Origin of the sequence: Dapis hubbardiae BLCC-M172 (assembly GCF_050016015.1) — a bacterium.
Taxonomy (GTDB): domain Bacteria; phylum Cyanobacteriota; class Cyanobacteriia; order Cyanobacteriales; family Microcoleaceae; genus Trichodesmium.
This window is the reverse complement of sequence record NZ_JBNHEQ010000064.1, coordinates 75,490-100,646: the sequence shown is the minus strand read 5'-3', so window position 1 is coordinate 100,646 and position 25,157 is coordinate 75,490. Positions and strand designations below refer to the sequence as shown.

The following is a 25,157-nucleotide window of genomic DNA, read 5'->3' as shown; positions in this document are numbered from 1 at the left end:
GATTGGGTATAGAGCAATAGTCAGAAAATTTGATTATCTATCTACATCTGGCGTGTGCTTCAGAAAATGAATTTGATGATTGGGTATAGAGCAATAGTCAGAAAATTTGATTATCTATCTACATCTGGCGTGAGCTTCAGAAAATGAATTTGATTATTGGGTATATAGGAATAGTCAGAAAATTTGATTATCTATCTACATCTGGCGTGTGCTTCAGAAAATGAATTTGATGATTGGGTATAGAGCAATAGTCAGAAAATTTGATTATCTATCTACATCTGGCGTGAGCTTCAGAAAATGAATTTGATTATTGGGTATAGAGCAATAGTCAGAAAATTTCATTTGCTATAGCAAGGTTTGAGAATTTTTTTCTAAATCAACCATTTAAAGTGTATTGGTCTACTGCTGGAATAACTGGGTTTGGAGACCAAACCCCTACAACAAAATATCAAACCTATTTAGGATTGCTATAGTCTTAATTCAGTTTAAAGCTTCAGCATGATAACGAATATGATCCTCGATAAAAGATGCAATGAAATAATAGCTATGATCGTAATTTTCTTGCATTCTTAAAGTCAGGGGTAAGCCAACTTTTTCACAGGAATTTTCAAACACTTCTGGGAGTAATTGTTTTTGAGCAAAAAAAGGATCGGCAGTTCCTACATCAATTAAAATCGGACGATTATAACCAGAAATTAAAACTAATTCACTAGCATCATAATCACGCCAATTTTCTTGATTTATACCTAAATAATTGGTAAAAGCTTTTTCACCCCAAGGACAACGCATAGGTGCTGCAATTGGAGCAAAAGCAGAAACAGATTGATATTTTTCAGGATTTTTCAAAGCACAAATTAATGCTCCATGACCTCCCATAGAGTGACCGAAAATACTTTGTTTATCTGGTTGTACTAGAAAATTTTTGGCAATAATTTCTGGTAATTCTTCAACTACATAACTATACATTTGATAATGTTTTTTCCAAGGTTCTGAAGTAGCATTAATATAGAATCCTGCACCTGTACCAAAATCCCAATTATCATCCTCTCCAACAATACCAGTATTACGTGGACTTGTATCTGGTACAACTAAAATTAATCCATATTTATTAGCAAATTGTTGCGCTCCTGCTTTAGCCATAAAATTATCTTCAGTACAAGTTAAACCAGAGAGAAAATACAGAATTGGCAGAGGTTTTAATTTCCCTTGCAGTGGTTGATAAATTGAGAAACGCATCTCAATATTACAGGTGTAAGATAAGTGGAAATAATAGCTAACTGTGCCACCAAAAGATTGATGTTGTTTAACCAGTTTAATTTCTGTAGACATAAGTCATTTCAGTTATCAGTTATCAGTATCTTAAATCTGAATTAGGAAGCAAGAAAATAGGGAATTTATTTTTTATATTCTTGACTAGGGAGACTTGAAATCTTATTTCTTGGTCATAAAACTGCTATAAAATGCTAACTATAGCAATCCTAAATAGGTCTTGACAAATCAAAAAATAGATAAAAAAGTTGAAACTTCCACCAGTTAAGTGTTCCCAGTTGAGTTTTCCCTAAAAAGCACTAAGATTTTTGCCACGAATATGCGGAGGATTGCTATATATTTCAATCCTGTTTTATAGTGGAAATTTTATAGTGGGAAATACTTTTGTATTATTTTTTGTTCCCTGTTCTCAGTGAAGTTGTTCTCTATCCCCCTTTTTTAGATTTACTTTAAAAACAATCTCTCATACTTTTTTGATACAAATCTTATTAAATTATTAACTATTCTGTAATTATCTGCTAAGAGATTGTAGTAATTATTAATTAAATCTCATTTTATGGAGTTAGTGATAATATTATGGGCTTAAATATTGAGGCTGTAAAAAAAGTGAGTATCTCTATCCCCGAATGTGAACATCCTGAACTATTGGAAATTGCTCTGACTCATCCAAATCACATTTATGATGGGACTAATATTATTAAGCCAGAACAAAAACAACGGGTTTTAGAGCATCAAGGTTTGGCCAACTTGGGCTATATAGTTTTTTGTCGAATTGTTAGTAACTATTTATCAGACAATTTTTCTAGTTTAGGTAAAGCAACTCTGACTATTATAGAAAGCGATCTGGTCAGTAGAAAGATGCTTTCTGAATTTGCTAGAGATTTAAAGTTGAGGCAGTTTTCTCTATTGGGAAAAAGTTATAAATGGAAGTATAAAAGTGAGCAAAATAAAATTTTAGCTCAAATTTTTGAAGCTCTAATAGGTGCAATTTATTTGGAGTTTGACCGAGATTTAGAACGGACTAATGATTGGTTAGTTGAACATTGTATTGCCAAAGCAGTTAATCAGATTTTGACTACTGCATTTCAAGATGATTCAGATTTAGAAACGGATTTTCAATTGATAGATTGGATTGAGGTTTTAAAATTACCTTTATTAAATCCCAAGAGTTTATATAGAAAAAATAATCCCTTGCTTGAATGTTAATTAAATTAAATAGGGAGTATGTTCAACAATTAATAATTAATAATTAATAATTACCTCTTCTTATAAATAAGAGGATTAGCTAAAAGGATTTTTTTTCTTTTTTCTCCATTCATGGAGAGGCTTTATCCCTTTATTTGTCAGTCAAAAGAGTATAAGATAAGGAAGTTAGCAAAACTACTTCAGTTATCAAAAAAATATATTTTTAAATGCACTTTGTGGAAGGAAGCAATCTCTATTACTTTGAGATTGCTTCCCTAATTTTGTAATGACAATTGTTTAACCGAATTTCCTATTAAATAAAAGTCAAATCAATCATCAAATTTCAAACTTATTTCAACGCGACCTTTAATCTTAATTTCCTCTAGAATATCCGCAGGAATATTTGTGACTTGTTTGACTTTAGCGCTTACAGTATTCACAAAACTTTTTTCTCCTTTTTGACTGTAAGTTTTAATTTCTATCAAGTCTTTTTCGTTATCAAGAATAAGACTGCTTCCTAAAACAGAATATTCATCTTGCTCAATTCTTGTCTGGATTTTTTCAATATCTTTCTCCAGCAAATCAAAGTTTAAAACTTCCTCTTCAATACTATTAAAGGTATCAGTATCAAGAACATTTTCTTGTACTGCTTGTGATATTTTTTCCTCTGCATTTTTGAGAGTATTCAATAATTTATAAAACTTTTCTGCCAGGTTGTCTTCTTCTGTCATTTTAATCTTATCCATAATTGTCAAGTAAGAATCTTTGATTTGTTTGAGGATAACTTCTAGTTCTTTTTGAACAATCTCCTTGTCTGAAATTTGTTTGAGTTTTAGTTCTCATTTTAAGGAAGTAGCTACCCGAAGTATTAATACTTTTCTTGTCGTTCAAGTTTCTCTCTTATCTCTTCAGGAATATCATAGGAAGAAACTTATTCTTGTTCAGCTAGTATTTTTGTCTTATTTCTCACATAAATTTCAACTCTCTTGTAATAACGTTTGCTTTCCCTAATTAAATAAACAAAAAGATTTTCTGCTTCTGTCATTTTTACCTTATTTATAATTGTAAAGTAATAATTTTTGATTGGTTTTAGGATTACTTATCGTTATTTTTGAGAAGTATCCTTGTCTGAAATTTGCTTTAGTGTCGGTATAAATAAAGCAGAGAAATCGGGTTTATATAAAATGCCCTACTATACTTATATCTGTCTCCCATAAACCAGATTTCTTATAACACTTAGAAGCAAACCGATTTGATATTCAGTTATGATTTTAAGAAGTAGTTCCCCGAAGGATTTGTATCTTTGCTTGTTCGTAAAGTGGCTCTTTCATATCTTCAGGAACATCAAACTCAGGAATTTCTTCTTGTTCATAGAGTATTCCTCTATTTTTGCCTGTACTTTTGTTAATTTTATTTCTCACATAAATTTCAACTCTCTTGTAAAAACGTTTGTTTTCTCTAACTAAATAAACCATAGCTTCAGAAAGTACATCAATAGTCTTATCAATCGAATCTAGTAGATTTTTTGTGACACGGGTTAACCAAGCTTTAATATCATCCCAAAAGTGACCAACAGCAGCACCAAGTAAAAAAGTACCACCTATAATAACTACCCAAGTTATAGGTTCTATCGGCATAATTTATTCCTCCTTTAAATCTGAATTGTTTCCGTTTTCTACCACAACTGCTTCTGCTAAATTAATTTTTTTGTGACGCAGTTTGATAGTTTTATATTTGTCAATTTCTTCATTGATAATTTCTTCATCAATAGCTTTTGCTTTACCAACTAGCAATTTTAATCCGAGTTTAATTGTGATGTTTCTAATATCTCCACCACATAATCCTTCACTAATTTCAGCCGCTCTTTTATAAGTGATATTTCTAGGAACTTTTTCAGATATATGAAATTGCCAAAGTTGAGTTCTCATTTCTATATCTGGTACGGGAAACTCAACGTTAAAAATGATTCTCCTTAAAAAAGCCTCATCATAATTTTCAAATAAGTTTGTGGCAAATATGATTACGCCATTAAACTTATCCATTAATGTTAATAAAGTGCTTTTGGCAGAGTTCACACCATAATCTGCTGCTTGAGATAAGTTGGAAATTCTCTTACTTAATACTGCATCAGCTTCATCAAAAAATAATACACTCTGATTTTCTTCAGCTACTTGGAAAACTTTTGATAAATTCTTAGATGTACCACCTACTAATTCAGATTCTAATTCTCCATAATTAACTTTGATAATCTTAGTTCCTAATTTTTGGGCAATGGCTTCAGCAGTAATACTTTTTCCCGTTCCTGGTAATCCAAAAAAGTTTATGCTTAAACCATTACCTGTTTTGAGAAAACGATTAAATTCCCATTCAAGTAACAATTTTTCCCTATTTTTTACATAAGCAATCATTTCTTGAATTTGCTCAATTGTAGTTTTTGACAAGGCTATTTCATCTAACGTCCATTTGGGTGTTTCGAGTAAACTACTTACTTCATCTTTGGCATTAGAATTTTTTTTCTCCTTGACTATTTCAAATTTCATAGTTTGATGTTCCGTTGGCTTTGTTTTGCCATTGCTGGAAATTTTTTTATGCCAGCAAATAATTCTATCCTAAGAAAAAATTACCTTTAGTTACAGTATGAAAAGTATGAACTTTACACATTCTATATAAAGTAGGAAAATTACGAAAAGCATGGTACTTTTAAAACAAATGTAGTTTTGAGGCAAGAAAAGTTCGTTCTGCTCAAACTATATCCCTAAAATTTAAAATCTTTTATCTGAAAGGGATTTAGCAATTTAGGTAAATGGTTCATTAGAACCGGATTTAATATTAATTGATTTATGAATAGTACGAAAGTCTTAGAATTAGTAGATGATTTAATCTTTGCTAAAACAGAAAAACACTTAGATGATTTACAAAAAAATGTATTAAAAGGTACTTTAGAAGGTAAAACCTATCCAGACATTGCTAAAGATAGTGGTTTTAGTGAAAGTCATGTCAAAAATGTCGGACAAGAATTATGGAATCTTCTCTCATTAGTCTTAGGTGAAAAAGTTAAGAAGGCTAATTTTAAAGGTGTATTTGAAAAGATAAAAAGCCATAATTTTTCACAGCTTGACTCAAGAGGTTGTAAAAATAATCCGACAATTAATAATGTTACTATTTTTCCAGATAGAGAGCGATATTGCTCCGCAACGCTGAGGCGATCGCCTACTTCTTCAGAAAATTATCAAGATACTAAAAATCAAGCACAACTATATTTAGCTGAAGCACCCAAAGATTTCAACTGCTACGATCGCTCTTCCGAACTAACAACTTTGTCAAACTGGATATTAAAAGATTCATCTCGCCTCATAGCACTTTTAGGAATTAGTGGAATAGGCAAAACAAGCCTAACACTCCAATTAATTAAACAAATCCAAACTAATTTTAATTACATCATTTATCGGAGTCTGCGCTTTTCTCCATCACTCAATACAACTCTTGCCAAATTGTTAGAAATATTTCCCGAAAAAACAGATATATCCCAAAATATTGAAACTCAAATTTCCCAATTGCTCGACTACCTACGTCAATATCGGTGTTTGATTATTCTTGATGACCTGCAAATGCTTTTTTGTAGTGGAAAAATTGCAGGTAAATATCAAACTGAATCTGAAAATTACCAAATATTTTTTCAGCTTATTGCCGAAATGAACCATCAAAGTTGCTTGATATTAAATAGTAGAGAAAAACCTATAGAAATAGCTCAACTAGAAACCAAAAATAATTGTGTACGAACCCTGATTTTAGGTAACTTAGGATTAGCAGGAAAACAAATTCTGGAAAACTATAAATTATCAGACGAAGAAACTTGGGAAAATTTAATTAACATCTATCAAGGCAACCCTCGCTGGATAGAATTTACTGCTACTATGATTCAAGAATTTTTTCACAGTAGTGTTGCCGAATTTTTGCAATGGGAAAAAGTAATTTTAAGTGAATCTCTAGTCGCAGAATTAGATAAAAATTTTCAACGAACAACTCAGAATGAGCAAACAATAATAATTTAACTTGCTCAAGAAAACCAACCAGTTACTTTGCATCAAATAGACAAAATTTTGGAGTTATCAACATCAGACTTATGGAATGCCATACAATCACTAAAAAGACGATTATTATTAGATATCAGACAAGAAGATCGGACTACTTATTTTAGTTTAAATCCAGTCTGGAAACAGTATCTTCTTATTAATGGATAATGGATAATGGATAATGAATAATGGATAATTACCTCTTTAACAATTGATAATGAAAAATGGATAATGGGGTGCATCTCAATTAAGCGATAAGTAATTAAGCTCAAGAAGTTTCAATAATGGATAATTGATAATGGATAATTGATAATTACCTTTCCCTAAAAAGAAGAGGATTGAATAAAAGGAAAATTTTTTCTTGTTTCTCCTTAAAAGGAGAGGCTTTATACCTTTATTTTTCGGCAAATACTCAAATCTAGCAATCCTAAATAATACCAATCACCAAAAGTAATGCTATACCTCAGCCAGACTTCAACAGTCAATAGCTATTAAGATTAAAAGTTTTTTTTGACAATTATTAGTCGGTTAATATAGATTTTTCTGCTTTTCCTATCCCTGCACCTCCCACACTTCCAACACTTACCCACCCAATCAAAGATAGCATTCTTTTTGAGAAATGGTATAAGTTGTAAAATTTTATGGTAGGGGTTTGGTCTCCAAATTGAGCCTGAAAATCGGATTAATATGACCAAACCCTTAAACTTTTTCCTTCTTCCTTCTTCCTTCTTCCTTCTTCCTTCCTTAAAAAGTTACAACACTACGAATAGACTTACCTTCGTGCATTAAATCAAAAGCTTCATTAATTCTTTCCAATGGCATAACATTAGTAATCAAATCGTCAATATTAATCTTCCCTTCCATGTACCAATCAACAATTTTCGGAACATCTGTACGACCTTTTGCTCCTCCAAAAGCTGTACCTTTCCATACTCTTCCTGTTACTAACTGAAACGGACGAGTGCTAATTTATTGCCCTGCACCTGCCACACCAATAATAACACTAACACCCCAACCTTTATGACAACATTCCAAAGCTTGACGCATGACATTAACATTACCAATACATTCAAAAGTATAGTCAGCACCTCCCTTTGTTAAATCTACTAAATAAGGAACTAAATCTCCTTCTACTTCCTTGGGATTAACAAAATATGTCATGCCAAATTTTTTCGCTAATTCTTGTTTTGCCGGATTAATATCAACTCCAACAATCATATCAGCACCTACCATTTTTGCACCTTGAATTACATTTAAACCAATACCTCCTAAACCAAATACAATTACTTTTGCTCCTACCTCTACTTTTGCCGTATTAATAACAGCTCCAATGCCAGTTGTAACGCCACAACCTATATAACAAACCTTGTCAAAAGGAGCATCTTCGCGAATTTTTGCTAAAGAAATTTCAGGCAATACAGTATAGTTAGCAAAGGTAGAAGTTCCCATATAATGATGTATCATTTCACCATTTAATGAGAATCTACTTGTACCATTTGGCATTAAACCACGACCTTGAGTAGTTCTAATTGCTTGACATAAGTTGGTTTTCATGCTGAGACAATACTCGCATTGACGGCATTCTGGAACGTAGAGAGGGATAACGTGGTCTCCTGGTTTGAGACTGGTGACACCAGGTCCAACTTCCACAACAACCCCTGCTCCTTCATGGCCTAAAATGCTAGGAAATAAGCCTTCAGGGTCAGCACCAGAAAGAGTATAAGCATCGGTATGGCAAATTCCGGTTGCTTGAATTTATACTATTACTTCTCCAGCTTTGGGACCTTCTAAATTAACAGTTTCTATAGTTAATGGTTTTCCTGCTTCAAAAGCTACTGCTGCTTTAATTTCCATTTTGGGATGCTCCTATAATTGACATTATTAAAAGAATTAGTGGTAATAGTTTATGTCAATAATGAATAATAAATAATTAACAATTAATAATTACCGAATAATTAAGGTTTAAAGCCTTGTATTTCAAGAGAAACAATGAATTTATTTTCCTTTTCTTCAATCCAATCCGTTTTAGGGAGAGGTAATTATCAATTATCAATTATTGAACTCTTTTTGTAAATAAAAAGATGGGTTGCTTTTTCCAACTTATCTAAAATTATATATAATGATAGGTTTCCCAGTTAGCAATTAATATTATTTGTAAGGTAGATGTTATATATTTTATAATATAATCAGGATTTACGCAGACAAACTCAGAAACCAGGTTGATTTCTTCCTGTTAGCCAATCCTCTTCTTTAATCAGAAGAGGTAATTATTAATTGTTAATTATCAATTATTAAACTCTTTTTGTAAATAAAAAGAGCGATCGCTTTTTCCAACTTATCTAAAATTATATATAATAATAAGTTTGCCAGTTAGTAATTAATATTATTTGTAAGGTAGATGTTATATATTTTATAATACGATCAGGAGTTACGCAGACAAACTCAGAAACCAGGTTGATTTCTTCCTGTTAGCCAATCCTCTTCTTTAATCAGAAGAGGTAGTTATTAATTATTAATTGTTAATTATTAATTATTGAAAAATGCCTTACAGTAAATTTAAATTAGATGAACTACTAACAAATTTTAATCTAAATTTAGTCGAATTCCAGGGTTAATTCAACAATTTTCCTGAAGTTTTACCTAGTAAAATATTACAATAACTTTTCCAAGACTATGTACCTTTAGCAGTTGCTATTGGTTCATAAAAAGCACGTTCTGAGTTAATTGTTGCACCAATTTTAGTAGAGGTAAAGAAACAACTAAATAATCAAATTAGCATTTTTTCAGGAATAGAATTTAACGTTAATCCTGACCAAGGTTTAAATGGTTTTTGTGATTTTATTATTAGTTATTCTACGAGAAAAGTTGTTATTGAAGCACCAGTTATTGCCTTAGTAGAGGCAAAAAACGATAATCTGAAATCTGGTTTTTCTCAATGTATTGCAGAGATGCTAGCTGCTCAAATTTTTAATCAAAGAAAAGGCAACAATATTAATAAAAATTATGGTGTTGTGACAACAGGAACAGTTTGGCAATTTTTAGAGCTAGAGTCTCAAACTATAACTGTAGATTTGGAGGAATATTCTATCAATAATTTATCGAAAATTTTCGGTATTTTAATTAGTTTACTTAAAGTATAGTAGTGTAACGCACCGAAATATTTACAGCCATTTTCAGGTTAATAAACCACATAAAAAAATGATAATCCTGTAGGGACGTTCCATGGAACGTCCCTACATTGTGGTCTACTTAAGTGAAAAGCGCTGTAAGATAGTAATATTTGTAATAGACAATGTTTTATACCATTTTCATAAAATATTCCTACAGTGACAGAACAAGTAAAAGGAGATAAGAAACGCCGGAACTAGGAAAGATAAATAGATAAAAAATGGAGGAAAAAACTTTAATTTTGACAATTAATGCAAGCCATAAAGTATTAAACTGTAGAAATAAATCACAAATTGGAATGTAACAGCCTTTTTTGAATTTAGTCTTACATTTCATTAACAACTCTACTAGACTTGATAACTAGGACTTGCTGATTAAATATAAAAGGATTGACAGATAAAATTTTTAGCCTTTTTAAGTCTGCAAAAAGTACCTGGTTTTCATTTCTTCATGGTCAAAAATTTAGCATTTCTGGTAATAATTGGGCAAAAAAATTACTTCCCTACTCCTCTACTCCCCCGCTCCCCTACTCCTTAAAAAAGACGTAAGCATTCAGCCTTCAGCTATGAGCTATAAGTTATACCAATTCCCATGCATTATTACTATACTTGGGCGATACTTCAGTTATTAACTAATCAGCAAAATCATAATCATTTTTTTGCTGATTTGAGCTAGTTTAATGTTAATTATTCTTATGTTTGCTTCTCCCCCACTCCCCTCCTCCCCTACTCCCTCACTCAACAAAATGTAGAAAATTTTTGAGAAATGGTATTATTAACTCATTATCTTGGAAGCAGAAATTAGTCCTCAAGGAGAACTAAAAGTTACTACTAAAGTATACTCATTTAACCCGAGAAGGAATTATTCATTATTTGCTGAGTGCTGACTGCTAATAGCTGTTTGCGCAGCATTCCGCAGGAAATGCTTACAAAAAGACTTTTTCAGCATACCCTAACTATGAGGCGTAGATCACCTCTAAACAGGTTTTTCTGTTACAGTTAGGATTAGTATATTTATTGTAGAAATAATCGAATATTATGAAAATAGCAATTGCTCAACTTAATCCTATTATTGGTGATATTTATGGCAATGCCAAATTAATTTTAGAAGCAGCACAAAAAGCACAAAGTTTAGATGCTAAATTGATAATAACTCCAGAATTATCATTAATAGGTTATCCGCCACGAGATTTATTAATTTATCCTAGTTTAATAGAAGCTGCTGCTGTAGAATTAGAAAGTTTAGCTAAAGTTTTACCATCAGAAATAGCTGTTTTAGTGGGAACTGTAACTTTTAATTCTCAAGCTGCTGAAAAAGGAGAAAAATCTTTATTTAATAGTGCAGCTTTATTAAGCAATGGAAAAGTCAAACAAATATTTCATAAACGACTTTTACCTACTTATGATGTCTTTGATGAAGACCGATATTTTGAACCGGGCAAAAGTAGCGATTTTTTCACATTAGAAATTTCTCCTGAAATATCAGAAACTTCGGCTAAAGTTGGTGTGACTATTTGCGAAGATTTGTGGAATGATGCAGAATTTTGGGGAAAGCGAAATTATACTTGTGACCCGATGAAAGAATTAGCCGAACAACAGGTTGATTTTGTGATTAATATGTCAGCTTCTCCTTACCGAGTTGGGAAACAAAAATTGCGAGAGGCTATGTTAGAACATAGTACGAATCGTTATCAAATACCAATTATTTATGTTAATCAAGTTGGTGGGAATGATGATTTGATTTTTGATGGTTGTAGTGTAGTTTTTAATAGTGCTGGAAAAGTGATTTATCGCGCTAAACCTTTTGAGACAAGTTTAGCAGTTGTAGAATTTAATTCGGCAAAAAAAGATTTAACTTCAGAAAATTTTGAAAGTAAAAATTTGCTAGAAAGCAAGGATGAAGAAATTTGGTCTGCTTTGGTGTTAGGGGTAAAAGATTATTTGCGGAAGTGTGGTTTTTCTAAAGTTGTTCTAGGTTTAAGTGGGGGAATAGATTCTGCTTTAGTCGCAGCGATCGCTACTGCTGCATTAGGAAAAGAAAATGTTTTTACTATTTTGATGCCTTCTCCCTACAGTTCAGAACATTCTGTGAAAGATGCTTTGGAATTAGCAGAAAATTTGGGTATTGCTAAACAAGTTATATCTATTGGGGATTTAATGAAAGGTTATGACAATAGTTTAGGAGGTTTATTTACAGGTACAAATTTTGGCATTGCTGAAGAGAATATTCAATCTCGGATTCGGGGAAATTTATTAATGGCTATTTCTAATAAGTTTGGTCATTTACTTTTATCTACTGGCAATAAGTCAGAAATGGCGGTTGGTTATTGTACTCTTTATGGTGATATGAATGGTGGATTAGCTGTAATTTCTGATGTTCCTAAAACTCGCGTTTATTCCTTGTGTCGGTGGTTGAATCAACAGGCATTTAATGGTAATCAAAAATTCTATGGAGCTGAAAATTTACTAATTCCTGAAAAGCAAAATATTATTCCCGAAAATATTCTGACTAAAGCTCCAAGTGCTGAGTTAAAAGAAGACCAAAAAGACCAAGATTCTTTACCTGATTATGAAATATTAGATGATATTTTATTCCGCTTAGTAGAAAACTGCGAATCCTTAGCAGAAATTATTGCAGCAGGACATGATTCAGAGGTAGTAAATAAGGTAGTGAAATTAGTTATGCGGGCAGAATTTAAACGTAGACAAGCACCTCCTGGTTTGAAAATTAGCGAGCGAGCTTTTGGTACAGGTTGGCGGATGCCTATTGCTAAAAAATTAGTGATGAATAATAAATCATAGCAAATTGATAAATGTTTGCTAAAAATAGTTAGGCTACTTCTGGGAAGTCAGGACTCAGAATAAAAGAAGAAAGTAGGGGCGGGTTTTATCAACAACATTGATATTAACTGATAGGTAAAATAAATCCGCCCCCAACAACCAGAGGGAAACTTGTAGGGGCGGGTTCTACCAACAACATTGATATTAACCGATAAGTTAAATAACCGCCCCCAAAACCATTGCGCAGTAGGGGCGGGTTCTACCAACAACATTGATATTAACCGATAAGTTAAATAAACCCGCCCCAACCCACCCCGAAATTGGTGCGAATGATAATGGGGCGGTTTAGTTGACATAATTACTCCTCTCAAAGCTTTCGATGAAACCCGCCCCTACAATATTTCTGACTCCTTGAATTAAACCCGCTCCTACTGTTATTCTTGCTGTGGGGGGGCGGGTTTAGTTGACATAATTACTCCTCTCAAAGCTTTCGATGAAACCCGCCGCTACAAACTTAATTCTGTGGGGGGCGGGTTTAGTTGACATAATTGCTACTTTCAAAGCTTTCGATGAAACCCGCCCCTACAAACTTAATTCTGTGGGGGGCGGGTTTAGTTGACATAATTGCTACTTTCAAAGCTTTCGATGAAACCCGCCCCTACAATATTTCTGACTCCTGACTCCTCTTACTTACAAATCTACTCCAACCAACCACCCCAAGGACTAACTTCAAGTACACCTGTTGGTGTCATTATTACCCGGAATACTCCAAAAGACTTTTTCTGACTCGTAACTTCAGAATTAGCGCTACTTAACAATTTCGGTAAAGGTGTTTGTTGAACATAATCTCTAGCTGGTTGGTTCATAGGTTCTAAACTGACAATGACACCATCAACATCAACTCTCATCTGAAAAACTAAATCCTCATACCAAGTAGGAGTTTGTTGCCAACTTTGGTCAATTTTGTCATATAACTTTTGGTTTAACTCCTCTAACCTAGCTGTATCACTAATTTCTGAGATTGCAACTATATCAGCTTCTTTCTTAACAACAGAAGTGGGAACTATCTCAGTAACCTCTGCTTCTTTCTTGACAACCGATGGAAGAGCAACATTCTCTGAAATGTGTTTCCTATTCAAACTAGATACAGGCCACAATTTAATAGTACCATCAGCACTACCACTAGCAAGACTTTGACCATTGGGGTTAAACTTTAAAGACCAAACAGCTTTAGAATGATCTGTCAATGTTTCCAGTAACTCTTCTGTCTCTACCTCCCACAGATGAATTTTTCTGTCGTAACTACTACTAGCAAGAGTTCTGCTATCAGGACTAAAAGCAACAGATAAAACTGCTTTGTCATGTCCTTCTAAAGTCGATAAAAGTTGACCTTTTTCTATTTGCCATAACCTAACTTTTTGGTCTTGACTACCACTAGCAAGCATTTTACCATCAGGACTAAAAGCGATCGCCCAAATTGTGTTTTTATGTGCTGCAAAGGAGTGGAGTTTTTTACCTGTATTCAATTGCCAGGTTTTGATTTGACCTTTTTTACAGGCGCTAGCAAGCATTTTGCCATCAGGACTAAAAGCTAGAGCAGTTATAGGTTCTGGATGTTGAATGCTCATCTTAACAGAGCCAGTTTTGAGATTCCATAGCTTAATCATGCCATTATAACTACCACTTGCCAAAGTCTGACTATCAGCACTCATTGCTATAGCTTTCACATCATCGGTATGACCTTCAAGAGTCTGGATGAGGGTTCCATTTGTAAGATCCCAAAGTTTAATGCGGTTATCCCAACTACCACTAGCAAGAATTTTGCCATCCTGACTCATAACAAGAGATTCGATCGCATCTGCATGAGCATTTATAGTACGAAGTAATTTACCGTTAGTTAAATTCCAAACTTTAATTTTACCATCATAGCTACTGCTTGCTAGAGTTTTGCCGTCAGCACTGATGGCAACTGCATATACCCATGCTTGATGTCCGGAAAGAGTCAGGGAAGGTAAAGTTTTTTGTTCTGATGTCCGAATATAGTTATTAGTTGATGTTGATAGCGATCGCCACGACCATATTCCGCTAATAGTTGCTAAAGTCGCTGCTGCTATAACTGTAGAATATTTCCAATGTTTAGGTTGAGCGAGCATAAATTTTAATCCTGTTATTAATTATTAGTTATTAGAAAAATTTCTGATGACTTTTTACTCTTAATTTAATTTGCACCCTTTAGTTTTTACTAATCAAAAAAATCAGATTACTGTTTACCAAAAAATTAAGGGATAAAGCCTCTCCATTCATGGATAGGACTTACGCAGTACAATGTATTTTCGTCATTGCGTTTAGCGACAGCTTTGCGATAGCAACCCATAGGGTTTGTGGAGCAGTCCGGAACGGATAGCAATCTCAAATCCTAGTTTTTCATACCTTATGTGTAAGTCCTGATGAAGAAAAAAGAAAATAAATTCCTTGAGTGCTAATCCTTGTATTACAGAAGAGGTAATTATTAATTATTAATTGTTAATTATTAATTATTGATGTACCCTTAATTTTTGCCAATTTCTTTCTGCGTTCTATCAATCTTCTGGCAATAAATAAAACTGTTATACCTGTGATTCCTAACATTGCTAATGGAGTAAGATAGCTCCAATGACCCCACATTTTATCTATAACGTGCCAGACTAAGAGAAACATTGCTAAATAAGTCAGTTCATGTAATTTCTTCCAATTTTTCTTCATTTTTTTGATACTCCAATCATTAGAAGTGATTGTTAGTAGTGTAAAAATAATGAAAGTTACGACTCCTTGTACATATATCCAATATGTTTGGATATCAAAAAAATCAAAGTTTCTCTTGAGAACTAGCAAAACTCCATGAAGAAGGGCAAAAACAAAGGCAATAATACCTACTTGACGACGATATTTCAGTAATAATTTAGGAAGTTCGGTCTTTTTTGTGCTGGGAAAAACAATCCTTAAAGTTGTGGGTAGTAGGGTAATTACATAGCATACTAATGCGAGTAAACCTAAGTAGTTTGCAAGTGGTGCTGTATCCAAAATTTTTTCTCCTTTAGTTACTAAATTTTATTTAACCAATGATTTTTTATCAGTCATATAACTACTTGCAGTAGTTATTTTTATCTAATGAATCTATGCTCAAGTTAACATTATTTTTTATGACTTAAATCAGTGGAATTACTATGCTCAATTATTACGTCTAATCTAGAAGATATTACTGGAAATTTTTGGGGGAGAAATCGCGATTTTTGATGCTAGTAATTGATGACTAAATTCAATCATCAAAAGCAACTACTAGCAGTGTAAATATTCTGAAACTTATTACCTTTTGTATATATATCCCAAATATGGAAGCTTTATTCCGGATAATTACTTAGAAGAAAATTAGAGAGATAAATAATCTCTAAGTTTAATTCAGGATACTTAGACATTCTGTTTATTTTGTTATTAGCTGAAGTAACACGGTTGTGTAAGTTGTAATTTCAGAGTAATTACATAGAAGTAGGGATATTTATCAGTAAATACTTTTTATTGTCTGGAAATAAACTGAAAAATTACTACTTGTTTACTACTATCAAATTGGTTTGAGGTGTACCTATAAATTTGCGCCATTAGCCTAACTCCTGATAATTTTCAGCTAAGAGTTTGTTTTGTTGTCTAAGCTGATATATTTCTGAGTTTTCAGAGGTTATGCAATTTGTCAAACTTCCAGCAAATAATTTTAATATTGGCTATGGTTACCAATGGATAATTGATAATTGCGGAAAGCGTTCCTCAAAGCTTTCCTGACGGAATGCTACGCAAACATTTCGCGTAGCGTTTTCCTTCGGAATACTCCGCTTTCCATGTCGGCGACAGCCGAAAACCAAAATGATTATCCATTATCAATTGTTAAAGAGGTAATTATCCATTATTCATTATTCATTATCAATTAATGAAACAGCAGTGTTGGTTAATTGTAGAGTTTGTTTTGTTGTCTAAACTAATATATTTCTGAGTTTTCAGAGGTTATGCAATTTGTCAAACTCGCAGCCAATAATTTTAATCAAGGCTATACTGACACAGATTAGAGTTGGTTCATCATTTTAGAGTTTATTTCGTTATCTAAACTGATATATTTCTGAGTTTTCAAAGGTTATGCAGATTTTAAAATTTGCAGCCAATAATTTTAATCAAGGCTAAGTAAGTACCTGTGCAAAATTAATTTAATATTTCACTAAGTTGGGAGTAGGGAGTAGGTATTAGAGAATAGGGAAAAAATTTACTTGTATATTTGAGCAGTAGGTCTAAAAATGATTTATCCTACCTACTTAAACTAGCTATCAAATATACTATTAATTTTGCTTGACTAATTATATTTACATAGCAGTTTTGGTTTATCTGGAAAAATAATCTAGGTTCTTTTATCTCCATAAATACCAAGCAACTATTTGACATCTTCACAGGTTAAAATACCCTGAATTCTATAGTTTATCTACCACAAATGGGATATTCTGTAAGCCTATCAACACACTCCTACACTCCTTGAGCAGATATTAATTTAGCTGGTGTAGCTCTTACCATTTTTTTAGGGTTTTCCGAGTCATTTTACTCTGTCGGTATTCGAGCAATAAATCACTGCTTTGTTTTTAACTGTCTGCTTGCTTTTCCAGCGGAATGCTACCCAAATAGCTGTCGAGCAAAAATCTCATTCCTGTTTCCTGTCTATCAGAATTTCACTGCACCAGCCGTTATGTTGTGGCGACAAACCTTATTTTTACTCCTTATTTATAGCAACAATTATAGCATACTTTTACTGCGGGTTACAACCTGCGAGTCATGATTCAACCAGGGAATTAACCCATCTTTTTTTATGGGTAGTGGTGTACAAGTAGTGATTTTTGAAAAAAACAACTAGACCAGGAAAGACTTTCTTTAAAAGGAGGAATTTTGCAGTATTTTCTGTTCCCTGTTCCCTGTTAAGTGTTCCCTGTTTCCTACTATATGTTCCCTACTCCCACAATAAATCACTACATCTACAGAACTACTTTTTTATATTTATTTATGTGGCGATCGCCCAGCTTTGATTTTATTACATAATATTTAGTTATATCACAAAATATTAAATGAGTAAAAAATGGTAGAATTGAGGATAAATTTGATAAATATTTGTTACAAATGAGTGTCTAAAAGCCTCCATTAGAAATATTTGGCCTTTGCTTTAATTTTACTAAATGGTATAATATATTTTTATTAATTATTATAGAATTATTTGAGAAAGAAAAAAATATGTTCAGGAAACAATTAATTGGAATTATCAGTCTAATACTAACAACATTTTTTACAGTTCCTGCTAGGGCTGAAACAGTTATGGAAAAAGTAGCCAGAACAGGAGTTTTGACTATCAGTACCAGAAGTGATTTAATTCCCTATTCCTACATTAACGAAGCAGGAGAATTAGTCGGATATTCAATAGATTTACTGAATCTTGTTCAAGAAGAACTAGAACAACGACTTGGTAAAGATATTATTATTCAAGTTGTAATAGAAGAAAAAATTTCAGAACGAATTCCTAAACTTAGAAGTGGAGAATTTGATATTGCCTGTGATACAGCATTTACTTGGGAAAGAGATAGATTTGTAGATTTTTCTACTAGCTATGCTGTTTCAGGTATCCGTTTATTAGTAAATTCTGAAAGTAATTTGGCATCTCCAGAATCTTTAGCTAACAAACGCATTGGTACAGCTCCAAATAATCCTGGAGCAGTAACAATAAAAACAATTCAACCCCAAGCTAATTTAGTAAGTGTTAACAGTGTTGAAGAAGGATTAAATGCTTTAGAAGAAGGGAAAGTTGATGCTCTAGCAGGAGATACTGTTATTCTTTATGCAATTAGAGAAGAACTCGGTAAAGATTCTTATAAACTTGTACCAGAACAACCTTATGCAAGATACGGAATGGGTTGTATGGTTGCTGAAAATAATTCTACTTTCCTGAATCTAGTTAATTATTCAATCATCAAAATGATGCAAGGCTACCTAGTAGGAGAAAATCGTTTTGAAGAAATGGTTAATCAGTGGTTTGGTCCGGAAGGAATCATCAATATAGACCCTACAATTATCCGTAACTTTTTCCAAAATGTTCTGATTACTAAAGAACAAGTTCCTCTTGATCAAACTGATTCTCAAGCTATTATTAAATAATTAATAATTAATAATTAACAATTAATAATTAATAATTCCCTCTTCTTATAAATGAATAGGATTGGCTCAAAAGAATTTTTTTTCTTTTTTCTACATGAATGGAGAGGCTTTATACCTTGGTTTTTCGGTAAATAATTCCGTAAGCATTTCCTGCGGAATGCTGCGCAAACAGCTATTAGCTAACAGCTAGCCTCCTAGGTCCGAACTTCGTTAACAGCTTTTTAATCAATAAAGCAAACATTTGCTGAATTTCTACTATACTACTATATTTTTCACTACTAGAATTGAAGCACAATAGCAACTAGCTTTAGTTATCAATTCTAATTGTCATGAAGCTATTAGCTGATTGCTGACCGCTGACTGCTGAATGCTTACATAATTCCATTTTAATTTCAGGAGAAAACTTAGTGCAACTTTATACAAAAAGTAGTTGGGTAGGATTTTTATTAGCTTTATCAACCCTGAATATTCCTACAGCTAATGCCACAGAAAATATTCCACTTCAGCCAACAGTTGAAAATCGCATAAATAGAATTACCACAACTCTTAAACAAAAAGAAGAACAACTGCAAAATTCATCAGATGTAGAACTAGACTCTATAGCATTAGGTTGGGGAGATAGTAGAAATCGAAATTGGGTTAATACTCCTAGAGGTCGAGGTTGGGGTGATGCTAAAAATCGAAATTGGGTTAATGGTAATCGTGTTAATTGGAAAGATGGTCACGGCGGTAGTTTTACTAATGTAAATCCTTGGCGCAATAGTTGGAGCGATCTGGGTGGTTTTTACAATTATCCTGGTGGCTTTAATAACTCTCGTCCCGGTGGAACTTGGAGTAATCGCAACAATTTTTCCAATTTTCGTAGATGACAATTAAATTTAGTTTTTACAGGAAAAAATGTAATGAAAATTTCTACAAAAAGTAGTTGGGTAGGGTTTTTACTTGCTTTATCAACACTAAATATTCCCATAGCTAATGCCACAGAAAATATCCCACTTCAACCAACAGTTGAAAATCGGCTCAATAGAATTACAGCAGCTATTAAACAAAAAGAAGAACAACTTCAAAATTCGTCCGATGTCGAACCAGATAGAATAGCAGTTGGTTGGAGCGATCGTAAAGGTGGAAGTTGGGTTAATGCTAGGGGTCGTAGAGGTTGGGGTGATGGTAAAAATAGAGGTTGGGTTAATGGTAATCGTGGTGGTTGGAAAGATGGTAAAGGAGGTAGTTTTGCTAATGTAAATCCCTGGCGTAATGGTTGGGGTGATGGAGGTGGTTTTGTTAACCGTCGATAATAATTTAGATGTAGTTTTTAGGCAAAATATTAGGCAAAATTTACAGAAAAATAAATATGATAAAATTTTCTACAAAAACTAGTTGGGTAGGTTTTTTATTAGCTTTATCAACACTTAACGTTCCTATAGTTAATGCCACAGAAAATTACCAACTTCAACCAACAGTTGAAAATCGTTTAAATAGAATTACACAAACAATTAGACAAAAAGAAGAACAACTTCAAGAAACATCAAATATTGAACCATATCGCCTTGCCATAGGTTGGCGTGATGGTAAAAAAGGTAGAGGTTGGGTTAATGTTAGAGGTCGTCGAGGTTGGGGAAATGGTCGTCGTGGTGGGTGGCTTAATGGTCGTCGTGGTGGTTGGGGTGATGGTAAAGGAGGTAGTTTTGTCAATGTAAACCCCTGGCGCAATGGTTGGGGTGATGGTGGTGGCTTTTATAATCGTCGTCGATGATTATATAGCAATTTAGCACTCAGCTATAAGCTGTCAGCTTTTTTGATTTTTATCCTAATATTTTAAGGTTATAGAATCAATGTTTTAGCCAAAAGATGACAGGAGGTAGCAGTTCAATAATGGATAATTAATAATGGATAATTGATAATTAATAATTACCTCTCCCTAAAAGGAAGAGGATTGAATAAAAGGAAAATAAATTCATTGTTTCTACTTGCTTATGAGAGGCTTTAAACCTTAATTATTAGTTCAATAATTGATAATTAATTCTCCCTAAAAGGAAAATAAATTCATTGTTTCTCCTTTAAAGTTTAAACCTTGATTTTTCGGCAAAACAAAAGTTTATCCAAAGTTTTTGCTAGAAGAAAAAATAACAATTTAGTTAATGTAGTGAATTAAATATAGAAAACCTGTAAGCATTCAGCAGTCAGCTATTTATTTTAGTTTTAGATCAAAGCTTTAGCTTTACTAATTGAAGTAAATTAAATCTTACTATAAAAGCCAACTTTAAAGGCTATATTCATCTAGAGCAAGTTCTTAAGATTTGGATATTATTGTTGATAGCTGACGGCTAATATAGCAATCCTAAATAGGTTGTAAGATTTTATCGTAGGGGTTTGGTCTCCAAACCCTAGCATAAATGGGATTTGGAAACCAAACCCCTACAGCTTTCTCTCACAAATCACTTAGGATTACTATAGCTGAATGCTTACGAAAACCTGATAATTATTTCTCCTAATTTCAATAATTCTGATTTTAATTTAGTTAGTAAAAAATATGAACACCATTCAATGTAATCCTACTAATACAGAACTTACTCCCGATATTGACTACTGCAAATTTGGTCCGATTTCTTTAGTTGTAATTCAACCTACCTCTTTCTGCAATCTTGACTGTGATTATTGTTATCTTCCCCATCGTCAACTCAAAAATAGATTACCCCTAGATTTAATCGAACCAATTTTTCAAAGAATTTACACCAGTAATTTTTTAGGTTGTGATTTTACAGTTTGTTGGCACGCTGGAGAACCTCTAGCTGTACCAATTTCCTTTTATGAATCTGCCTTTGAAATTATCAATCAAGCAGACAAAAAATATAATACTCAACCTTGCCAAACATGGCATTCTTTTCAAACTAATGCTACATTAATTAATCAGACTTGGTGTGATTTTTTTAAACAACATCCTGTTCATGTTGGAGTTAGTATAGACGGACCAGATTTCATCCATAATATTCATCGTAAAACTCGTACAGGTTTAGGTAGTCATGCCAGCACAATGCGCGGTATTTCTTATTTACAAAAAAATGAGATTGATTTGAGTGTAATTGCCGTTATTACAGAAAATTCATTAGATTATCCTGATGAAATATTTAACTTTTTTTGGGAAAATGGCATTACTGATGTTGGATTTAATATGGAAGAAACAGAAGGAGTTCATCAGTCTTCATCTTTAGATAAATTAGGCATAGAAAAACGCTACCGAGATTTTATTAAAAGATTTTGGGATTTGACAGCTAAAACAGAAGGTGAATTTAAAGTTCGTGAATTTGAGTCAATTTGTAATTTAATTTATGATGATGAGCGGCTAGAAAATACTGACATGAATAAACCTTTTGTAATTGTCAGTATTGATAATCAAGGAAATTTTTCTACCTTCGACCCAGAATTATTATCTGTAAAAACAGAACGTTATGGAGACTTTATTTTAGGTAACGTTTTGCAAGATACATTTGAGTCAGTTATCCACACAGAAAAATTTCAGAAAATTTATCAAGACATGACTGCTGGAGTAGAAAATTGTCAGAAAAATTGTCAATATTTCGGTGTTTGTGGTGGAGGAGCAGGCAGTAATAAATATTGGGAAAATGGTACATTTAATTCCACAGAAACCACCGCTTGTAAATATCGGATTAAAGTAATTACTGACCTAGTATTAGATGAGTTAGAAAATTCCTTGGGTATTGCCGGATAATACTTAAAAATACTATAGCCATAAGAAATCATTCGTGAAACAAAACTCTAGGGTTTTGCTCTCCAAATCTCTTGGATCTTGGGTTTGGAGACCAAACCCCTACGATAAAATCTTACAACTTATTTAGGATTGCTATATTTGGTTACAAACCAAAAAAATAACCAGAAAATTTTATCATCTTTGCAGTTATTTTAAAATAGTTAAGTGGCTATTTAACTTTTTTGCTTATGGTCAAATATTCGACTTTCCAGAACTTTTTCATTATGGAATTTTGCCACAACCAATTTAGGATTGCTATATGATATCGAATGTTAGTTCAATAATTAATAATTAACAATTACCTCTTCTTTTCAAGAAGAGGATTGTTTGAAAGGGAAATTCTTTTCTTTTTTCTCATTTAAAGGAGAGGCTTTAAACCTTGATTTTTTGGTAAATATTTATAGCAGTTTTCATGTTTTTAGAGTACAGAGATTTTGGTTGAAAAGAAGAAGGCTCATATTATCTAGGAGAGAAGGAAGAAGTTTTGTAGTCTACCTTTGTCAAAACCGCTATAATATCAAATCTGTTTGATTGGAGATAAAAAAATTATCCAATCGTCATAACTACTAAATCTTGATGATTCTCTCTCCTCCTGACTCCTGACTCCTGACTACTGAAGAGTTAACCAATCTATAACTGTTTAACTGGATTTGATATAACTACTAAAAAGTAATCTATGAAAAATATAATCCCTAATTCCAAACCAGGCAAAGCCGAACTTATTCCTATCACTTCAATGCAAAAATATTTAGTGAAAGAAGGTTACTTAATACCAGGCATAGTCACAGTAATTTTTGTCGTTTTGATGTTCGTTTCCGTGGGAATACCAAAATTATATGAATGGTTAATAGCAAGTTATATTTCTGGTGCAGCTTTCTATTTTGTCTACCGTTTGTGCGATAAACCTAAACCTTGGTGGGTATTATTTGGCTCCGGTTTTGCTACCTGTGTAATTTTAGCCAGCCCGATTTTACTTCTATTTATTATTGTATTTCGTGGTATTCTGCCTGGTAATGTTTCAGATAATTTGGAGCAATTAACTTTTCCTGCTTTATTCATTAAAATGTTTTTTGGGGCAGGATTAATGGAAGAATTGCTCAAAGCATTACCCGTATTTGGTTGTATGTGGCTAGGACATAGGTTGCGCAGTCCCCGCAGAGAACAAGTGGGAGTCTCGGGACCTTTAGACGGCATTTTAATTGGTACTGCTTCCGGCGTTGGCTTTACAATGTTTGAAACCTTGGGTCAATATGTACCTGGAATGGTAGAAAATGTCACAGAATTATTAGGGGAAGGGCTTTTAGGATTAGGAGTAGGCTATTTAGCAGGATTACAACTACTCATCCCTCGAATTCTAGGTTCCATCGCTGGTCACATGGCCTACAGTGGCTACTTTGGCTATTTTATTGGTTTAAGCGTAATTTATCCCCAGGAGCGATGGAAAATTTTAGGAGTAGGTTATCTAACTTCCTCTTTGTTACACGCTTTGTGGAATTCTACTGGAGATAGTTTGATAATTTTAGCCACAGTAGGTGCAGTTTCTTATGCGTTTTTTGTCTCAGCAATTTTAAAGGCAAAAGAAATATCAAAACTTCTGATATAGCGCTACGCATTAAGGTTAGGAGATTTTAAATCCTGTTTGCGCAGCATTCCGTAGGAAAACCCTTTTACTGTCTACTGTTCCCTGTTCCCTGTTCCCTGTTCCCTGTTCCCTAGCGCGTAGCGCTATAAAACTTTAGATAAGAAACAGAAAAACGATCGCCCTACTCAACGAAGTTAGAGCGATCGCTTTTCAAACTTAATATTAACTTTTAGCTTTTAGGAGTTATCTTAATCTTGAGGTCATCAAAACTCATATTTAAGAACTCACCTTTCACAGGCACATCTATTAAAAAGCCAATCTTAGACCCCAAGTTAGGATCGTTATCTGCAAAAGTATAGTTAAAAGACCATTCTTTTATTTCTGTCCATTCAGGGCGAGGCTTTGAACTAGATGTTTCGACAGCAGTGGTAAGTAATGTACCAGGATTTTCTTTATCTCCTCCCACAGTCAAACCAATATAATCAGCATGAGCAAGTTTCGCTGGTACTCCATTCTCATCTATTGGGTGATTGAAGTTACAGACATTAATAGTTACAGCGTAATCCCCAGCAACTAAGGGAAAATCGAAATTAACAAAGGCTTTTCCTCCGTATTTAGGAAAACTATTGGCCATCCCTAGAGTGTATGCACCAGCAGTAGAGCTGCAACCACTCATTCCATCAGGTTTGAAATGATCATCTGAGCCGACAGTCCAATCACCATCATCTTCTATATCATTTTCGATGACGATAACTTGTTCTTGAGCAGCAGCTATAGTTGGATTAATACCGAAGCAAGTCAATGCTAGTAGCACTGAAATTACCCATGCCAGTATTGATTTCATCTTGGAGTCTCCAGTTTTTGTGGTTTAAATGCTTAGGTAGTGTTTTCATTCTATGTTGATAGAGTTGAATAACCCAATCCTTAACCCATCTGGGGTTGCACTTAATTACTAAGTAACTTTTCCTGATACATAATTATAAAAATTTAATATTTTCTTTATAAATATAAATTACCCTAAATTTTTTAACTTCCCTTCGGGGAAGTCAAAGCTCTCCCGCAGGGGAGCGTCGTATGGGAAAGCCAGGACCAGGATTCGGATACCTTTATAAGCTAAACGTTCATAAGCC

Annotated in this window: 18 protein-coding genes and 2 pseudogenes; 11 read left to right on the top strand and 9 right to left on the bottom strand. The window is 33.3% G+C overall.

The genetic code is table 11. The features are described from left to right. Positions 1–480: 480 nt before the first annotated feature. Positions 481–1,329: an S-formylglutathione hydrolase gene (gene fghA / locus ACP6PK_RS06660; protein ID WP_426558833.1), complete on the bottom strand. Its 849-nt coding sequence runs from the start codon at positions 1,327–1,329 to the stop codon at positions 481–483. 546 nt (positions 1,330–1,875) lie between these two features. Between fghA and ACP6PK_RS06655 the strand changes: the two genes are divergently transcribed. Then, positions 1,876–2,475, top strand: coding sequence for a ribonuclease III domain-containing protein (locus ACP6PK_RS06655; RefSeq protein ID WP_426558831.1), 600 nt, complete (start codon positions 1,876–1,878; stop codon positions 2,473–2,475). 308 nt (positions 2,476–2,783) lie between these two features. Here the strand turns inward: ACP6PK_RS06655 and ACP6PK_RS06650 are convergent, their stop codons facing one another. The 3 genes from ACP6PK_RS06650 to ACP6PK_RS06640 form a co-directional block, all read right to left on the bottom strand. Then, complete coding sequence (locus tag ACP6PK_RS06650) at positions 2,784–3,185, bottom strand: hypothetical protein (RefSeq protein ID WP_426558829.1); 402 nt, start codon at positions 3,183–3,185, stop codon at positions 2,784–2,786. 540 nt (positions 3,186–3,725) lie between these two features. After that, entirely contained in the window at positions 3,726–4,091 is a 366-nt protein-coding gene (locus ACP6PK_RS06645) for a hypothetical protein (RefSeq protein ID WP_426558827.1), read from the bottom strand. A 3-nt stretch (positions 4,092–4,094) separates the two neighbouring features. Next, the gene (locus ACP6PK_RS06640) at positions 4,095–4,994 is read right to left on the bottom strand and encodes an ATP-binding protein (protein ID WP_426558825.1); all 900 of its coding nucleotides are present in this window, start codon (positions 4,992–4,994) and stop codon (positions 4,095–4,097) included. Between the two features lie 300 nt (positions 4,995–5,294). On the opposite strand from ACP6PK_RS06640, the gene ACP6PK_RS06635 reads away from it, so the two are divergent. Next, positions 5,295–6,506 carry a helix-turn-helix domain-containing protein gene (locus ACP6PK_RS06635; RefSeq protein WP_426558823.1) on the top strand — a complete coding sequence of 404 codons (1,212 nt, stop codon included), beginning with the start codon at positions 5,295–5,297 and terminating at the stop codon, positions 6,504–6,506. A gap of 765 nt (positions 6,507–7,271) precedes the next feature. Here ACP6PK_RS06635 and ACP6PK_RS06630 read toward each other — a convergent pair. Then, positions 7,272–8,381, bottom strand: a pseudogene (locus ACP6PK_RS06630) (S-(hydroxymethyl)glutathione dehydrogenase/class III alcohol dehydrogenase). Between the two features lie 1,094 nt (positions 8,382–9,475). Between ACP6PK_RS06630 and ACP6PK_RS06625 the strand changes: the two are divergent. Both ACP6PK_RS06625 and ACP6PK_RS06620 read left to right on the top strand, forming a co-directional pair. Beyond that, positions 9,476–9,667 carry a hypothetical protein gene (locus tag ACP6PK_RS06625; RefSeq protein WP_426558821.1) on the top strand — a complete coding sequence of 64 codons (192 nt, stop codon included), beginning with the start codon at positions 9,476–9,478 and terminating at the stop codon, positions 9,665–9,667. 1,065 nt (positions 9,668–10,732) lie between these two features. After that, a complete protein-coding gene (locus ACP6PK_RS06620) occupies positions 10,733–12,496 on the top strand; it encodes an NAD+ synthase (RefSeq protein ID WP_426558819.1) in 1,764 nt (587 codons plus the stop codon). A gap of 47 nt (positions 12,497–12,543) precedes the next feature. Here the strand turns inward: ACP6PK_RS06620 and ACP6PK_RS06615 are convergent, their stop codons facing one another. The 3 genes from ACP6PK_RS06615 to ACP6PK_RS06605 form a co-directional block, all read right to left on the bottom strand. Further along, the gene (locus ACP6PK_RS06615) at positions 12,544–12,831 is read right to left on the bottom strand and encodes a hypothetical protein (RefSeq protein WP_426558817.1); all 288 of its coding nucleotides are present in this window, start codon (positions 12,829–12,831) and stop codon (positions 12,544–12,546) included. A 342-nt stretch (positions 12,832–13,173) separates the two neighbouring features. Beyond that, positions 13,174–14,628, bottom strand: a complete 1,455-nt coding sequence (locus ACP6PK_RS06610; protein ID WP_426558815.1) for a WD40 repeat domain-containing protein — start codon at positions 14,626–14,628, stop codon at positions 13,174–13,176. 370 nt (positions 14,629–14,998) lie between these two features. After that, positions 14,999–15,535, bottom strand: a complete 537-nt coding sequence (locus ACP6PK_RS06605) for a ferric reductase-like transmembrane domain-containing protein (protein WP_426558813.1) — start codon at positions 15,533–15,535, stop codon at positions 14,999–15,001. A 2,229-nt stretch (positions 15,536–17,764) separates the two neighbouring features. Here ACP6PK_RS06605 and grrP point away from each other — a divergent pair. From grrP to ACP6PK_RS06570, 7 genes and pseudogenes are all read left to right on the top strand, one after another. Beyond that, positions 17,765–18,679 carry an extracellular substrate binding-like orphan protein GrrP gene (grrP, locus tag ACP6PK_RS06600; RefSeq protein WP_426558811.1) on the top strand — a complete coding sequence of 305 codons (915 nt, stop codon included), beginning with the start codon at positions 17,765–17,767 and terminating at the stop codon, positions 18,677–18,679. A gap of 407 nt (positions 18,680–19,086) precedes the next feature. Next, the gene (grrA, locus tag ACP6PK_RS06595) at positions 19,087–19,548 is read left to right on the top strand and encodes a GrrA/OscA1 family cyclophane-containing rSAM-modified RiPP (RefSeq protein WP_094675815.1); all 462 of its coding nucleotides are present in this window, start codon (positions 19,087–19,089) and stop codon (positions 19,546–19,548) included. 33 nt (positions 19,549–19,581) lie between these two features. Next, positions 19,582–19,974, top strand: a complete 393-nt coding sequence (gene grrA, locus ACP6PK_RS06590; RefSeq protein WP_426558809.1) for a GrrA/OscA1 family cyclophane-containing rSAM-modified RiPP — start codon at positions 19,582–19,584, stop codon at positions 19,972–19,974. Between the two features lie 56 nt (positions 19,975–20,030). Then, positions 20,031–20,432 (top strand): GrrA/OscA1 family cyclophane-containing rSAM-modified RiPP, encoded by a 402-nt coding sequence (gene grrA / locus ACP6PK_RS06585; RefSeq protein ID WP_426558807.1) that lies wholly within the window; start codon positions 20,031–20,033, stop codon positions 20,430–20,432. Positions 20,433–21,209: 777 nt separating this feature from the next. After that, positions 21,210–22,406, top strand: a complete 1,197-nt coding sequence (grrM, locus tag ACP6PK_RS06580) for a cyclophane-forming radical SAM/SPASM peptide maturase GrrM/OscB (RefSeq protein WP_426558805.1) — start codon at positions 21,210–21,212, stop codon at positions 22,404–22,406. A gap of 136 nt (positions 22,407–22,542) precedes the next feature. Next, a pseudogene (locus ACP6PK_RS06575) lies at positions 22,543–22,695 on the top strand (IS630 family transposase); the annotation flags it as partial. Between the two features lie 426 nt (positions 22,696–23,121). After that, on the top strand, positions 23,122–24,048 hold the full coding sequence (locus ACP6PK_RS06570; RefSeq protein WP_426558803.1) for a PrsW family intramembrane metalloprotease: 927 nt from the start codon (positions 23,122–23,124) through the stop codon (positions 24,046–24,048). A 208-nt stretch (positions 24,049–24,256) separates the two neighbouring features. Here the strand turns inward: ACP6PK_RS06570 and ACP6PK_RS06565 are convergent, their stop codons facing one another. Beyond that, positions 24,257–24,871, bottom strand: coding sequence for a hypothetical protein (locus ACP6PK_RS06565; protein WP_094675823.1), 615 nt, complete (start codon positions 24,869–24,871; stop codon positions 24,257–24,259). Positions 24,872–25,157 lie beyond the last annotated feature (286 nt).

What these genes read in the sequence shown, in the direction of transcription:
- fghA (WP_426558833.1), bottom strand. Translation starts at nt 1,329, where the DNA reads ATGTCTACAGAAATTAAACTGGTTAAACAACATCAATCTTTTGGTGGC.
- ACP6PK_RS06650 (WP_426558829.1), bottom strand. Translation starts at nt 3,185, where the DNA reads ATGACAGAAGAAGACAACCTGGCAGAAAAGTTTTATAAATTATTGAAT.
- ACP6PK_RS06645 (WP_426558827.1), bottom strand. Translation starts at nt 4,091, where the DNA reads ATGCCGATAGAACCTATAACTTGGGTAGTTATTATAGGTGGTACTTTT.
- ACP6PK_RS06640 (WP_426558825.1), bottom strand. Translation starts at nt 4,994, where the DNA reads ATGAAATTTGAAATAGTCAAGGAGAAAAAAAATTCTAATGCCAAAGAT.
- ACP6PK_RS06635 (WP_426558823.1), top strand. Translation starts at nt 5,295, where the DNA reads ATGAATAGTACGAAAGTCTTAGAATTAGTAGATGATTTAATCTTTGCT.
- ACP6PK_RS06625 (WP_426558821.1), top strand. Translation starts at nt 9,476, where the DNA reads ATGCTAGCTGCTCAAATTTTTAATCAAAGAAAAGGCAACAATATTAAT.
- ACP6PK_RS06620 (WP_426558819.1), top strand. Translation starts at nt 10,733, where the DNA reads ATGAAAATAGCAATTGCTCAACTTAATCCTATTATTGGTGATATTTAT.
- ACP6PK_RS06615 (WP_426558817.1), bottom strand. Translation starts at nt 12,831, where the DNA reads ATGTCAACTAAACCGCCCCATTATCATTCGCACCAATTTCGGGGTGGG.
- ACP6PK_RS06610 (WP_426558815.1), bottom strand. Translation starts at nt 14,628, where the DNA reads ATGCTCGCTCAACCTAAACATTGGAAATATTCTACAGTTATAGCAGCA.
- grrP (WP_426558811.1), top strand. Translation starts at nt 17,765, where the DNA reads ATGTTCAGGAAACAATTAATTGGAATTATCAGTCTAATACTAACAACA.
- grrA (WP_426558809.1), top strand. Translation starts at nt 19,582, where the DNA reads ATGAAAATTTCTACAAAAAGTAGTTGGGTAGGGTTTTTACTTGCTTTA.
- grrA (WP_426558807.1), top strand. Translation starts at nt 20,031, where the DNA reads ATGATAAAATTTTCTACAAAAACTAGTTGGGTAGGTTTTTTATTAGCT.
- grrM (WP_426558805.1), top strand. Translation starts at nt 21,210, where the DNA reads ATGAACACCATTCAATGTAATCCTACTAATACAGAACTTACTCCCGAT.
- ACP6PK_RS06570 (WP_426558803.1), top strand. Translation starts at nt 23,122, where the DNA reads ATGAAAAATATAATCCCTAATTCCAAACCAGGCAAAGCCGAACTTATT.
- ACP6PK_RS06565 (WP_094675823.1), bottom strand. Translation starts at nt 24,871, where the DNA reads ATGAAATCAATACTGGCATGGGTAATTTCAGTGCTACTAGCATTGACT.